13 protein-coding genes are annotated in these 13,334 nt (G+C 66.8%); 3 read left to right on the forward strand and 10 right to left on the reverse strand.

Annotated features, from left to right (window positions below; all coding sequences use genetic code 11):
• Positions 1-59: 59 nt before the first annotated feature.
• Positions 60-1,631, forward strand: a complete 1,572-nt coding sequence (locus tag AAHM44_RS06980; protein ID WP_342249503.1) for a tail fiber domain-containing protein — start codon at positions 60-62, stop codon at positions 1,629-1,631.
• Between the two features lie 96 nt (positions 1,632-1,727).
• Here AAHM44_RS06980 and AAHM44_RS06985 read toward each other — a convergent pair whose 3' ends face one another.
• Both AAHM44_RS06985 and AAHM44_RS06990 read right to left on the reverse strand, forming a co-directional pair.
• Positions 1,728-2,684: a DUF6607 family protein gene (locus tag AAHM44_RS06985; protein WP_342249504.1), complete on the reverse strand. Its 957-nt coding sequence runs from the start codon at positions 2,682-2,684 to the stop codon at positions 1,728-1,730.
• Positions 2,685-2,707: 23 nt separating this feature from the next.
• On the reverse strand, positions 2,708-4,924 hold the full coding sequence (locus AAHM44_RS06990) for a TonB-dependent hemoglobin/transferrin/lactoferrin family receptor (protein ID WP_342249505.1): 2,217 nt from the start codon (positions 4,922-4,924) through the stop codon (positions 2,708-2,710).
• Positions 4,925-5,337: 413 nt separating this feature from the next.
• Here AAHM44_RS06990 and AAHM44_RS06995 point away from each other — a divergent pair, with 413 nt between their 5' ends.
• Complete coding sequence (locus AAHM44_RS06995; protein ID WP_342249506.1) at positions 5,338-6,360, forward strand: glycosyltransferase family 2 protein; 1,023 nt, start codon at positions 5,338-5,340, stop codon at positions 6,358-6,360.
• A gap of 37 nt (positions 6,361-6,397) precedes the next feature.
• On the opposite strand, the gene AAHM44_RS07000 is transcribed toward AAHM44_RS06995, so the two are convergent.
• Both AAHM44_RS07000 and AAHM44_RS07005 read right to left on the reverse strand, forming a co-directional pair.
• Positions 6,398-7,129, reverse strand: coding sequence for a class I SAM-dependent methyltransferase (locus AAHM44_RS07000; RefSeq protein ID WP_342249507.1), 732 nt, complete (start codon positions 7,127-7,129; stop codon positions 6,398-6,400).
• A 1-nt stretch (position 7,130) separates the two neighbouring features.
• Entirely contained in the window at positions 7,131-7,547 is a 417-nt protein-coding gene (locus AAHM44_RS07005) for a GtrA family protein (protein WP_311768414.1), read from the reverse strand.
• Between the two features lie 127 nt (positions 7,548-7,674).
• On the opposite strand from AAHM44_RS07005, the gene AAHM44_RS07010 reads away from it, so the two are divergent.
• Positions 7,675-9,513 carry an AcrB/AcrD/AcrF family protein gene (locus tag AAHM44_RS07010; protein ID WP_342249543.1) on the forward strand — a complete coding sequence of 613 codons (1,839 nt, stop codon included), beginning with the start codon at positions 7,675-7,677 and terminating at the stop codon, positions 9,511-9,513.
• A gap of 92 nt (positions 9,514-9,605) precedes the next feature.
• On the opposite strand, the gene AAHM44_RS07015 is transcribed toward AAHM44_RS07010, so the two are convergent.
• The 6 genes from AAHM44_RS07015 to argB form a co-directional block, all read right to left on the reverse strand.
• Positions 9,606-10,247: a MarC family protein gene (locus AAHM44_RS07015; RefSeq protein ID WP_184164160.1), complete on the reverse strand. Its 642-nt coding sequence runs from the start codon at positions 10,245-10,247 to the stop codon at positions 9,606-9,608.
• Positions 10,244-10,858 carry a hypothetical protein gene (locus tag AAHM44_RS07020; protein ID WP_269573061.1) on the reverse strand — a complete coding sequence of 205 codons (615 nt, stop codon included), beginning with the start codon at positions 10,856-10,858 and terminating at the stop codon, positions 10,244-10,246. The genes AAHM44_RS07015 and AAHM44_RS07020 overlap by 4 nt, the downstream gene beginning before the upstream one ends.
• Positions 10,855-11,730, reverse strand: coding sequence for a bifunctional methylenetetrahydrofolate dehydrogenase/methenyltetrahydrofolate cyclohydrolase FolD (gene folD / locus AAHM44_RS07025; protein ID WP_269573062.1), 876 nt, complete (start codon positions 11,728-11,730; stop codon positions 10,855-10,857). The genes AAHM44_RS07020 and folD overlap by 4 nt, the downstream gene beginning before the upstream one ends.
• Positions 11,720-12,028 carry a DUF167 domain-containing protein gene (locus AAHM44_RS07030; protein WP_269573063.1) on the reverse strand — a complete coding sequence of 103 codons (309 nt, stop codon included), beginning with the start codon at positions 12,026-12,028 and terminating at the stop codon, positions 11,720-11,722. The genes folD and AAHM44_RS07030 overlap by 11 nt, the downstream gene beginning before the upstream one ends.
• Positions 12,029-12,035: 7 nt before the next feature.
• Positions 12,036-12,332 carry a YggT family protein gene (locus AAHM44_RS07035; protein WP_184165130.1) on the reverse strand — a complete coding sequence of 99 codons (297 nt, stop codon included), beginning with the start codon at positions 12,330-12,332 and terminating at the stop codon, positions 12,036-12,038.
• Positions 12,333-12,420: 88 nt separating this feature from the next.
• Positions 12,421-13,317, reverse strand: a complete 897-nt coding sequence (gene argB / locus AAHM44_RS07040) for an acetylglutamate kinase (protein ID WP_269573064.1) — start codon at positions 13,315-13,317, stop codon at positions 12,421-12,423.
• Between the last annotated feature and the right edge of the window lie 17 nt (positions 13,318-13,334).

Below are 13,334 nucleotides of genomic sequence, written 5' to 3' on the forward strand. Positions count from 1 at the left end.
TGTAGGATTTTGACTAAGAACATAATGGGAACATCGATTCGCAACCAAAGGAGATCGCGATGTCCCTGCCTTCCTTCCCCACCACTCCGACCACGATCACCACACCGATCGTCATCAAGGGCGACCTCGGCGGCCCCGCGGCGCTGGACGCCGGCAACGTCAAGATTACGTCGACGCAGGATGGGCCGGCGCTGAAACTGGGCGACCTGAGCGACCCGGCTCCGGAGTATCGGCTGAACCTCCGGCTCCATAACCTCAATCTCACCGGCCCGGACCGCAGCACGACGACCAGCTCGGTCGGCATCGCCGTCAACGACACCGCCGATGTCTATGTCCAGGACGGCCTGGTCTCGAGCTATGACTACGCCCTGAAAACCACCGGTGGCCTGATCAGCGACTTTTACGGCCTGACGCTTCGCGACAGCGGCTTCGGCTTCCACCTGAGCGAAACGGCCAGCTTCGCGCCCAACAGCCTGGGCTTTTTCGGGCTCCGCGCGATCAACAATGATCGCGGCGGCTATTCGCACGCCAATCCGAACGGCATCGTCAACTTCTTCAATTCCGAGATCGAAGGCAACAACCAGCTCGGAACCGACAGCGACGGGATCAAGGTCACCGAACATGACGATGCCGGCAACATCAACTATTTCGGCTCGCACTTCGAAGCCAATCCCGGCCAGTACAACCTCTACTACAACGGCGCCGACACCACGAAGAACCTGCTGATGGCAGGGTGCCAGGTCGTCGCCGGCGCCGCCCGGCAGGTGCATGTCGAGCGCGGCCGCGCCACCCTGATCGCATCCCGCATCGCCACCGGCGGAAAGCTCGGCACCTATTTCGGTGCCAACGCTTCGGGCACGCTGATCGACGTCGAGGGCGATATCAACGGCACGCTGTCCGGCGTGATCTGCATCCGCTCGGGCCGCCTCGGCTTCGGCATCAACCCGACACCGAGCGATCCCTGCATCAATATCCAGTCCGCCAGCATCGTCGCGGCATCGAACATCGCGGCGAACTTCCGATCGGATGTCGTCCAGCTCCGTTTCGAAAGGGCGAACGGCACCCGGGTCGGCTATTTCCAGACCTCGGCCACCGGCGATCATTATCTCACCAACGACAATGCGGCCGGCGGCATCGCCCTGGGCGGCCATGGCGTGACGCTGCTCTTCGTCGGTCGCGGCGGCGGCAATGCGATCGAGCCCGGTGCGGATAATACCGTCACCAACGGCTCCGGGCCGCTGCGCTGGTCGACCATCTATGCCGCCAGCGGCACCATCTCCACCTCCGACGCCAATGCCAAGGAGCAGATCCGCGACCTCGACGCGGCGGAGCGCGCGGCCGCCATCCGCTGCAAGGCGCTGGTCCGCGCCTACAAGTTCCGGGACGCCGTCGCCGACAAGGGCGACGATGCCCGGTGGCATTTCGGCGTCATCGCGCAGGAGGTGCGGGACGCCTTTGCCCAGGAAGGGCTGGACGCCCACGCCTATGGCCTCTTCTGCCACGACACATGGGCGGATCAGCCGGAGCTTCTGGACGATGACGACAACGTCCTGAGGCCCTTCGTGCCGGGCGGGGAGCGCTACAGCCTGCGCTACGAGGAGTTGCTGACCTTCATGCTCGCCGCGCTGTAACGCAGGTAAAAAAGGGGGTGCGCACGGGCTTGGGAACCGTGCGCACCCCCGACCCGCTCCGACCAAGGAAAGCGGGCCTTTTCCCGAGGGGGAACTCTAGTTGGCGGCCCTGGTCGCCTGATCCATCAGCGCCTTGGCGGTCTTGATGCCGTCGGCCTCGCTGGTCTTGCCCTGCTGGATCTCGTCGGCGATCTCGAGCACGCGGCCGGCGATCACCGTGCCGTGATCGGCTTCCTCGGTGATGCGGATGCCCTTTTTCGTCGCGGCGATCCGGTCCCATTCACTGCGGATCGCTGCCCAATAGCCCTTGGTCGCCGCCCAGTAATCGTCCGCCGCCTTCACATCGAAGTCGCTGAACCTGGTGTAGCTGTTGAGGACATATTCCTGGACGACCGGCGTGGTGGCGCCGTCCATCTTCAGATTGTCCTGCCAGTGGATCCAGCCGGCCGGCGAGACGGCATGGCGGTTGACGCCCAGATAGCGGTCATAGACCGGCCCGCGCACCGCGTCGCGCCGGGCAAGCGGGCGCCAGGTCTCGTTCGACACCCAGCGGCGCTGGCCGCCAACCGCAACCCACTTGCCCCAGCCGCCATAGCGCGGCGAGTCATCCACCTGGTAGACGGTCTGCGACCAGGCGCCCTTGCGCTCGGCGGCGGGCACGTCGGTCCAGGTCCAGGCGTCGCGGTCCGAATAGACCAGCACCTTCGCCGGCTCATACTGCCAGTCCTGGCGCCAGTGCTTGATCACCATCTTCTTGCCCTCGCCCATGTCGACGACGAGCAGGTGCTGGAGGCGGATGGTCTTGCCATTGTCCTCGATCACCCGGACGACTTCGTTGCCGCCCGACACCTTAACCGGGATCGGGGTGTAGTCGGCACGCCAGGAGGTGCTCTCCTGCATGTCGAACTTCACCTTGTAGGTGCCGGCCATCGCCAGGATGTCGGCGCGGTCCGCCTCGAAGGCGGGCTTTGCCACCGGAGCGGCGCCGGTGGTCTGGGCCAGCGCCGGCATCGGCGCGAGCAGCGAAAGGGCAATCGGGAGCAGCAGCTTCATGATCTTGGTCCTCAGAAGCGGGGTTAGAAACGATAGCTGATCGAGACCGAGCCGTTGCGGCCCGGCTGGGTATAGGCGTCGCGCACCGTGGAGTTCGCAGCCAGGCCGCGAATGTCCTGCCACAGCCAGTATTTGCGGTCGGTCAGGTTGAACACGCCGCCGCGCAGCGTCACGTCGTTGGTCACGCGAACATAGGCGGTGAGGTCTAGCGTGACGAAGTCGGTGCCGGTGAAGCAGCCCGGCGCCGTGCCGGTGTAGCAGCTCGATCCGCGCGTCCGGGCGATCTCCTTCTGCCCGCCATAGGTCGCCATCAGCCGGCCGCCGAAGCGCCGGTCGGCCGCGTCATAGCCGATGCCGCCCACCACCTTGAGCGGATCGACCGACTGGAGCGGCAGCTTCGCGCCATTGGTGCCGATCGTGTCGCCATGGGCATAGGACAGCGCCAGCGTCGCGGTCACGCCCTGCACCGGGCGCACTTCGGTGCGCGCCTCGAAGCCGCGGATCTTCACCCCGCCCAGGTTGCGCCACTGGTAGATCCAGGGATTGGCCGGCGACGGGAACGGGCGGCCGGTCGTTTCCACCTGGTCGATGAAGTCGTGATAGCGGGCGTAGAAGCCGGTCAGGTCGAACGAAACGAAGTCGTTGAAATAGCGGAAGCCGCCTTCGAAGCTCTCGCTGGTCTCGGGCTTCAGGTTCGGGTTCGAGATGCTGGTGTAGCCGACCGGCGGATTGGCGAAGAAGTTGTTCACCTGGCTGGGCTCGGGCGCCTTGAAGCCCTGGGTATAGTTGGCGAACAGCCGCACGCCTTCGGTCAGCTTGATCACCGCGCCCACCTTGGGCGAAACGCGCGATCCGTCCTGGCCCGATGCGACGAAGGTCGGCAGCAGCGGATCCTTCTCGGGCGTCAGCTTGTACGCATCGAAGCGCAGAGCGGGATAGAGCGTCAGCGGCCCGAAGGTGACTTCCGCAGCGGCGACCAGGCCGGCGAGCATATAGTCGGTCTCGGGGAAGGCACGGGTCGGGAAGGTCTCGCCCGCGGGCGGCGTCACGCCGTCGCGCAGGCCCTTCTGGTTGGTCCAGCTGATATCGCCGGCCAGCGTCAGCTTGGCGTGCAGCCCGCCCTCGGCGCCGAAGCCGAGGCGCACTTCGCCCGAGGCGCCATAGACGCGGTTCTCGAAGGTGTTGAGGCGCTCGCGATCGGCGACGGGGCTGCGGTCCTCGTCGGTGAACTGACGATCCTTGCTGTTCTGCCAATAGCCGCTGAGGCGCGCGAACTCGAGCGTGCCTTCGCCGTTCCAGGTCCAGTCGCCGGCGATGCGGCCGCGCTTACTGGTGTCGCGCGCCTGCAGCAGGTCGATGGTGGTGCCGGTGGCCGGCAGCGGCGTAAGCCCGGTCAGCACATTGGTGGCGAGCCGGCTGTCGACATATTCGCCGGTGATCCGGAAGCGGTTGTGTGCGTCGGGCTCATAGACGAGCCGGCCGAGCGCCGCATTGGAGTGGCCGTCCTGCGGATTGGGCTCGGTGCGGGCCGTGCCGATGCCGCCGGTAGTGCCCTTGTTGTCGAGCTCGTGATAGTCACGGCGGGTATAGGCGACCATCGCGGACAGGTCGCCGAAGCGGCCGGCGATCACGCCGGTCTCGGAGAATTCATCGTCCGCCGAGCTATAGGCGGCGCGCGCCAGCCCGCCGACCTTCTTGTCGCCCTGCAGGAAGTCCGCGGGGTCGCTGGTGGTGAAGCTCACCGCGCCAGCCAGGCCATCGCTGCCGTACAGCGCCGATGCCGGGCCACGCAGGATCTCGACCGACTTGACCAGGCCGAGGTCGACATAGTCGCCGCGCCCGGTGGATTGCGCGCCAAAGGCGAAGCCATCGGGCACGCGCACGCCGTCCACCTGGATCAGCACGCGGTTGCCGCCGATGCCGCGGATGACGAAGCCTTCATTGCCCGCGCGGCCGGTGGTGCCCTGGGCCGCGCCGAAGCGGGTCGGGCCGCGCGGCACGCTGATGCCGGGCTCGTAGCGGACCAGGTCCTTGATGTCGGTGGTCAGCTCGTCGGCCATCTTGCGCTCGTCGATCACGGTGACCGTGGCGGGCACTTCCTTGACGTCGGCCGGGATACGCGTGGCAGTGACGGTGATCGTCGAGTCCTGCTGCTCGGCGTCCTTCTTGTCCTGCGCCTGCGCCGGCAATGCCGCCGCCAACGCCCAAAGACTGACCCCAAGCGCGATATGCCGCCCCATGCCCGTAAACCCCTTTATGCTAATGCAAGTGATTCTCAATCGCGTGTTCGTTAGGCGCGGGGGCAAAGAGCGTCAACCCCGTAACGAGGTCGCCGGGTGAAAGGCCTGTCCTACAGGGCCTTGTTCCGCTAATGTTCTTACAGCCTCAGGGCCGCTCTTTGACTCAGTGGATCCCAAGCGCAGCACTGCGCGAACGCCCGGAAATGCGCGGGTTCCGCCACGGGCGCGATGGAGCCGCGCAACCTTTCGCGGTTGGATGCGTCTGCTGGCGCAACCGCGCCGCTCTCGCGGACGATATCGTTTCCGGCTTCCGCCGAAGGACGACTCGCGCAACGGATGCAAACATCCGTGTCCACAAGCCTGTGCAACGGGCCGCTCGACGTCGGCCCGTCGCAGCGTTAGAGCGTCCGGTCATGCAAAAGCGTCCCAAGCTCTCCGTCGTCATCCCCTGCTACAATGAAGAGCAGTGTCTCGAGATGCTGCACAGTCGCGTCTCCGGCGCGGCCAAGGCAGCGGTGGGCGACGATTACGAGATCGTGCTGATCAACGACGGTTCGCGCGACAAGAGCTGGGAAGTCATGCAGCGCCTCTCGGCCGGCGACCCCCGCCTCGTCGCGATCAACCTGTCGCGTAACCACGGCCACCAGCTCGCGCTCACCGCCGGGCTCGACCTCTGCTCGGGCGACGAGATTCTGATCATCGACGCCGATCTCCAGGATCCGCCCGAGCTGCTGACCGACATGCGCGCCGCGATGCGCTCGCAGGGTGCCGACGTGGTCTATGCCGTCCGCCGCAAGCGCGACGGCGAGACGATCTTCAAGAAGATCACCGCTGCCTTCTTCTACCGCATGCTCGACAAGATCACCGACACGCCGATCCCGCTCGACACCGGCGACTTCCGCCTGATGACGCGGCGCGCGCTCGATGCCTTCCTGTCGCTGCCCGAGCAGGCGCGCTTCATCCGCGGCATGGTCGCCTGGGTGGGCTTCAAGCAGGTGCCCTTCCCCTATGACCGGCACGAGCGCCATGCCGGCGAGACCAAATACCCGCTCGGCAAGATGATCCGCTTCGCCCTCGACGCGATCACCGGCTTCTCGACCGCGCCGCTGCGCTTCGCCAGCCATGTCGGCCTGATCCTCACCGGCCTGTCGGCGCTGCTGGTGCTCTACATCGTCGCCGGCTGGCTGATGGGCGCGGCGATCCCGGGCTGGACCTCGCTGATGCTGGTCGTGGTGGTACTAGGCGCGGTGCAGATGTTCGTGCTCGGCATGATCGGCGAATATCTCGGCCGATTGTACGTCGAGTCCAAGCGCCGTCCGCTCTACATCGTGGCGGATGTCGCCGGCCCCGTGATGGGCCACGCCTCGCTCGGTTATCGCTACGCCGATTCGGGCGAAGTCAGCGTCTCGCCGGTGACGCCGCGCAGCGAGAGCTAGTCCAATTCCGTCATCCTGGCGAAAGGCGGGATGACGGTTACTTCTTCGGCTCGGCCAGCACGATGATCGACAGGCCCGGCGGCATCGGCAGCCGGCCGAGCAGGTGGCGCTCCAGCCCGAACACCGCCTCGAACGCGGCATTGAGCGGCTTGGGTGGCGGCGAATCGTCACTGTCGTCCTTGCCCGTCAGCTTGCCGACGAAGCGCGCCGCCACGGCGACCGGGAACAGCAGCGAGTTGAACCAGCGCAGCTTGCGCCAGCCCAGCCCCGCCTTTTGCAGCGAAGCGACCAGCGTGCCCTTGGAATAGCGGCGCTTGTGGTGGTTCACCACGTCATGTGCGCTCCACATCCACTGGTGCGCGGGCACCGTAATCAGGATCTTGCCGCCCGGCTTGAGCACGCGCGCGATCGCCTTCAATGCCGCGACATCGTCCTCGACATGCTCGACCACGTCGAGCACCGCGACCAGGTCGTAGCTCGCATCGGCCACACCGGTCAGCTCAGGCAGCGGCGAGGAGCCGACCTGTTTGCCCAGCCGCTCGCTCGCCTTGGCGGCGGCGGTCTCGTCGATCTCTATCGCGTCGATCTCGCCGAACTGGGCGAGCATCGGCAGGTTGTGGCCGGTGCCGCAGCCGATCTCGAGGATGCGCGCGCCGTCTGGAAGCGCGCCGTAGCGCGTCAGATAGTCGGAAAGGATCTCGCGGCGGGCGCGGTACCACCAATGGGTGGTGTCATGCGCGGCCATGCGCTCGTAGACGATGCGGTCCATCTTATTTGAACACCAGATAACGGTTGAGCGCGAAGGTAACGACAGGGGTCACGAAGACCACGGGCAGCAGCGGAACCCAGGTCGGCTGATGCAGCGGGCCGGTGCAGATCCAGGTGAAGGTAGCGTTCATCGCCATGCCGACCGACTGGACCGCGACGAACTTGGACTGGGTGCCGACGCCGCCTTCGGCCTCGTGCCCCTTGAAGCTCCAGCGGCTGTGGAAGACATAGCCGAACACGACCGCAACCAGGAAACCCGCGATCGAGGCGAGCACCGGCGGGATCGCATAAGTGGCGAGCGGCCAGTAGACCAGGGCATAGACGAAGGTCGACGCCAGTCCCACAATGCCGAAGCGGACGAGCTGCCCCAGCACGCCATTCGCCCACATCTCTTCAAATCGCTTGAGTACTGCTGTCACTATCGCTTGCCCAGTGCCGAGCGCCGGCCCTAATGCCTGCATCAATGCGAGGGAAGCGATTTTGAAGCCGGACGTACTGGGCGGGTTCCGCCTCGATCGAGAATTGGACCGCAACTGGCTGCGCTGGATGGCGCTCTTCTGGCTCTGCGTCGTCGCCTGGTTCCTCCACGATCGCCAGGGCAACATCTATTGGCTGCTGCTCGGCGATACCGACGACAACATGCGGCTGATGCAGGTCCGCGCCTGGCTGGCCGGCCAGGGCTGGTACGACCTTCGCCAGTATCGCCTCGATCCGGCGCTGGGCGGAGCGGACATCCACTGGTCGCGCCTGGTCGATCTGCCGCTCGCCGGGCTGATCCTCGCCTTCAAGCCGTTCGTCGGCATCGCCACGGCGGAGCGCTGGGCGTGCGGACTCGCGCCGTTGCTCCCCCTGTCGGTGGCGATGGCCGGCCTGTCGCTCGCGGTACGCCGGCTGATCGCGCCCTGGGCCTGGCCGGTGGCGCTGGTCGTGCTGATGGGCTGCACCTCGACCATGTCGATGTACGCGCCGATGCGGATCGATCATCATGGCTGGCAGCTTGCCTTCCTGGCGCTCACCGTCGCCGGTCTGGCGGACCCGAAGCGCGCCCGCGGCGGCGCCACGGTCGGCCTGGCCAGCGCCGCCTCGCTCACTATCGGGCTCGAGATGCTGCCCTATTGCGCGATGGCCGGGGCGATCATCGCGCTGCGCTGGATCTGGGACCGCGAAGATGTCCGCCGCATGCAGGTCTATGCGCTGACTCTCGGCGGCGGCTCGGCCTTCGGCTTCGCGGTCTTTGCCTCCAACGCCAACCAGGTGCTGCGCTGCGACGCGCTCACCCCGGTCTGGCTCACCGTCATGATCGCCGCCGGCGCGCTGCTGTTCGGGCTGTCGCTGCTCAACCCGGCCAATCGCTGGGTCCGCCTCGCCGTGGCCGCGGCCGCCGGCGCGGTGATCGTCGCCGGCTTCGCCCTGCTCTTCCCGCAATGCCTGGGCCGACCCGAGCAGGTGTCCGACGAGCTGGCCAATACCTGGCTCAACAATGTCCGCGAGGCGCGGCCGATCTACAAGCACGCCTTCAAGACCGCCTTCCCGATGGCGGTGCTGCCGGTAATCGGCGTGATCGGCGCGCTGTTCGCCACCTGGCGCGCACGCCGCAGCGAGGCGCTGGTCGGCTGGGCGGCGGTTGCACTGTTCACTGCCTTCGCCAGCGCGATGCTGCTCTGGCAGGTCCGCGCCGCCCCGGCCGCACAGCTGCTCGCCGTGCCCGGCTCGGTCGCGCTGCTGGTGGTGATCGTGCCCTGGTTCCTGGGCATCCGCGAGCCCTTCGCCCGCTGGATCGGCGCGGTGCCCGCGCGCATCCTCGGCGTGCTGATCCGGGTGTTCGGCACCGTCCTCGCCTTCCTGCTGTTGTCGGGCCTCTGGGCCGGCCTGGTCATGCCCTTCTTCTCGGCGGACAAGGGCGTGAAGCCGGGCAAGCCTGCCGCACCGGACAAGATCGTCGCCGCCAATGCCGCCTGCGCCCGGCTGAGCAACCTGCGCATGCTCAACGACATCCCGGCCGCGACGATCTTCACCCATGTCGATCTCGGGCCGCGCCTGATCGTCACCACGCACCACAGTGCGATCGCGGGCCCCTATCATCGCAACGGCCGGGCGATCCTCGACGTCCACCACGCCTTCACCTGGCCGACGCCAAACTTCCGCCCGATCGCCAAGGCGCATGGCGCGCAGTATCTGTTGATCTGCCCGAACATGTCCGAGACGACGCTCTACCGCGCCCGCGGCCCCAACGGCTTCTACTCCCAGCTGATCAAGGGCCAGGTGCCGAACTGGCTCGAGCCGGTGACGCTGCGCGAAGTCCGCCCGGGCACGCCGCTGCCGTTCCAGCTGTGGAAGATCCGCTACGACTTGCCGGATGCGCCGGCGAAGGCCGCTACTCGCTAACCTACACCGTCACCCCGGCCTTGAGCCGGGGTCCCGCTGTCTGGCTGCCAAAGAAGAAGCGGGATCCCGACTCAAGGCCGGGATGACGAAACCTAGTGCCCCGTAACCGCCCGCCCGGCGACCAGCGCGGCGCTGATCCCGTCAATCACGAACTGCACCGCCAGCGCGCCGAGCAACACGCCGAGCAGCCGCGACACCACCGCCTCGATCTTGGCGCCGACCACCCGCATCAACGGGCCCGCGGCCAGCAGCGCAAGCAGGGTGAGCACCAGAATCGCCGCCATAGCCGCCAGCACCACGGCGGTGCGCTCGATGCCGTTGTTCTGCGACATCAGCAGCATGGTCGAGGCGATCGAACCCGGCCCCGCGATCATCGGCATCGCCATCGGGAAGATCGAGATGTCGGTCGGTTCCTCGGCCTTGATCTTCTCGGCCCGGTCCTCGCGCCGCTCGGTTCGCTTCTCGAACACCATCTCGAGCGCGATCAGGAACAGCATGATGCCGCCGGCGATCTTGAAGGCATTGAGGCTGATGCCGAGCGCACGCAGCAGCGCCTCGCCGAACAGCGCGAAGCCGAACAGGATGATCGCCGCGACCACCACCGCACGCAGCGCCATGGCGCGGCGATGCGCCACGCTGGTGCCCGCAGTCAGCCCCGCGAAGATCGGCGCGCAGCCCGGCGGATCGATCACCACGAAGAAGGTGATGAAGGTGGAGATGAAAAGCTCGATCATTTGGCGGGCGCCGCGATGTCGTCGGTCAGGACGGAGGTATCTGCCTCGCCGTTCCAGATCGAGGCGTTGAAGTGCCGCGCGCCGTCAGGCGTAACCTGCCAGTACCAGCTGATCGTTGCATCGGGCGACTCGCCATAACCGACCTTCGCATCGGCGGGTGCGGCAATCGATGAGATGCTCCCCCCGTCGGGTCCGCAGGTCGCCCGTACGACGATCGGCTCTGCCGGGCGCGGTCGCGCCTCCTTCAGGGCGTCCCCGCCATCGACGATCCATTTCCAGCTGCCGCCCGTTTCCTTGCGCCACACCGTGCTGAAATAACCCACCGACCCGTCCGGCCGCTTCCAGCCACCGGTATTCACCGCCAACCTGCCGTCGCACGAGACATAGCTCGCCGTCGGCCACCACTCGACCGACTTGGGCGGGTCCTTGCGATCCTTCAGCCAATCCTGCGCCTTCACCGGTTGCGGCACGAACATCGTCGCATCGCTCGCGGCAAATTCGCGGAACGCCGTCCACTGCCCCTTGGCCTGCGCAGCGGCATTGAACGCCCGCTCGGCATCCACTGCAGTCTGCGGAGCAGTGGCCTGAAGGATCAGCGCGGCAAGAATCATATCGTGCCCTTCTCAAGTGCCACGCCCGCATTGCGGTGTGCGGCCACCAGCGTGTTGCGCAGCAGGCAGGCGATGGTCATCGGCCCGACGCCGCCCGGCACCGGCGTGATCGCCCCCGCCACGCTCGCCGCGCTGTCGAAATCGACATCGCCGACCAGGCCCGCATCGGTGCGGTTGATGCCCACGTCGATCACGGTCGCGCCCGGCTTCAGCCACTCGCCCTTGACGAAGTGCGCCCGGCCCACCGCTGCCACGACGATATCGGCATGCTTCAGATAATGCGGCAGGTTGCGCGTCCTGGAATGGACGATGGTCACCGTCGCGCTTGCCCGGGTCAGCAGCGCCGCCATCGGCTTGCCGACGATGTTCGAGCGGCCGATCACCACCGCATCGAGCCCGGTCAAATCGCCCAGCCGGTCCTCGAGCAGCATCAGGCAGCCGAGCGGCGTGCAGGGAACGAAGCCATGCAGGCCCGTCGCCAGCCGCCCGGCATTGACCGGGTGGAAGCCGTCCACGTCCTTGTCCGGGTTGATCCGCAGCAGCACCGCCTGCTCGTCGATATGCTTCGGCAGCGGCAGCTGGACGAGGATGCCGTCCACTGCCGGATCGGCATTGAGCTGATCGACCAGCGCGATCAGTGCTTCCTGCGTCGTCTCGGCGGGCAGCTTGTGCTCGAAGCTCTCCATGCCGCACTCGCGGGTCTGCTTGCCCTTGGAGCGGACATAGACCGCACTCGCCGGATCCTCGCCGACCAGCACCACGGCCAGGCCGGGCACGCGCCCTGCCGCCGCCTGGAATGCGGGAACCAGTTCGGCCACGCGGGCGCGAAGTCCCGCAGCGAACGCCTTGCCGTCGATGATGTCAGCCGTCATGCGCCCCGCCATAGAGACGTTGCGCCAGTTCTTCCAGCGCTGTGGGGTCGCCTTCGACACGAAGTCGCTTGAGCCGCGACGTATCGCCCGCGATCAGCGTCACCTCGCGCTTCGCTACCCCGAACGCCTTGGCGACCAGTGGCACCAGCGCCGAATTGGCCGCACCCTCGACCGGCGGCGCGGCGAGCCTTGCCACGAAATGCGCGTCGGTGCCGGCAAGGAAGGCATCGCGCGACGCGCGCGGCGTCACGCGGACCGCGATCTCGATCCCATCCGCGATGCGCCGCCAGGCCGGCACCGGCCGATCAGTAGACGGCTGGAGCGAGTTGGGCGATCGCCCAGTTCAGCACATAGTCCTTGAGGATGATGATCAGCAGCAGGGCGACCAGCGGGCTCAGGTCGAGCGCGCCGAAATCGGGCATGATCCGCCGGATCGGCCGATAAATCGGCCGGGTAATCGCCTCGAGCGTCTGCCACACCGAGCGGACGAAGTCGTTGTACGTGTTGATCACGTTGAACACGATCAGCCAGGACAGGATCGCCTGGACGATGATGATCCAGCTGAGCACCCACAGCAGATACTGCGCGACCTGCAGGAGCATGATGAGAAAGGACAAGGCGATCTCCGAGAATGGTTGGGCGGGAACTTAGGCAAGGCCGCGCCCCGCAACAACCCCGGCGCTTGCCGGATCAGGCGTGGACCAGCGTTCCCGCGCCCTGGCGGGTGAAGATCTCGAGCAGCATCGCGTGCGGGATGCGCCCGTCCAGGATCACCGCCGCGTCAACGCCCGACCTCACCGCGTTGACGCAGGTTTCGACCTTGGGGATCATGCCGCCCTTGATCGTGCCATCGGCCTTGAGCACATCGACACGTGCAGGATCGAGATCGGTCAGCAGTTCGCCCTGCTTGTCGAGCACGCCGGCGACATCGGTCAGCAGGAAGAAGCGCGACGCACCGCAGGCGCTGGCGATCGCGCCCGCCATCGTGTCGGCATTGATGTTGTAGGTGTGGCCGTCCGCGCCCAGCGCGATCGGCGCGACCACCGGGATGAAACCCTGCGCCGCCAGCGAATGCAGGATCGCCGGATTGACGCCGGTCGGCTCGCCGACAAAGCCCAGGTCGACATGGCGCTCGATGCCCTGCAGCGGATCGGCCTCGCGGCCGGTGACCTTCTCGGCAGTGACCAAGCCGGCATCCTTGCCCGAGATGCCGACGGCGCGACCGCCAGCGGCGCCGATCCAGCTGACGATTTCCTTGTTGATCGAGCCGGCCAGGACCATCTCCGCGATGCGCGCGGTCTCGGCATCGGTGACGCGCAGGCCGCCGACAAAGTTCGATTCGACACCGAGGCGCTTGAGCATGGCGCCGATCTGCGGGCCGCCGCCATGGACGACGATCGGGTTGATGCCCACCGCCTTGAGCAGCACCACGTCCTCGGCAAAGTCGCGCTGCAGCTCCGGATCACCCATCGCGTGGCCGCCATATTTCACGACGAAAGTGGCACCGGCATAGCGCTGCAGATAGGGCAGCGCCTCGGTGAGCGTTTCGGCCTTGGCAAGCAGTGCGGGATCGGGGGCGTTGGTCATGCCGGCCCCATAGGGCC

It is taken from the genome of Sphingomonas sp. OTU376 (genome assembly GCF_038440415.1).
GTDB classification, from domain to species: Bacteria; Pseudomonadota; Alphaproteobacteria; order Sphingomonadales; family Sphingomonadaceae; genus Sphingomonas; species Sphingomonas kyeonggiensis_A.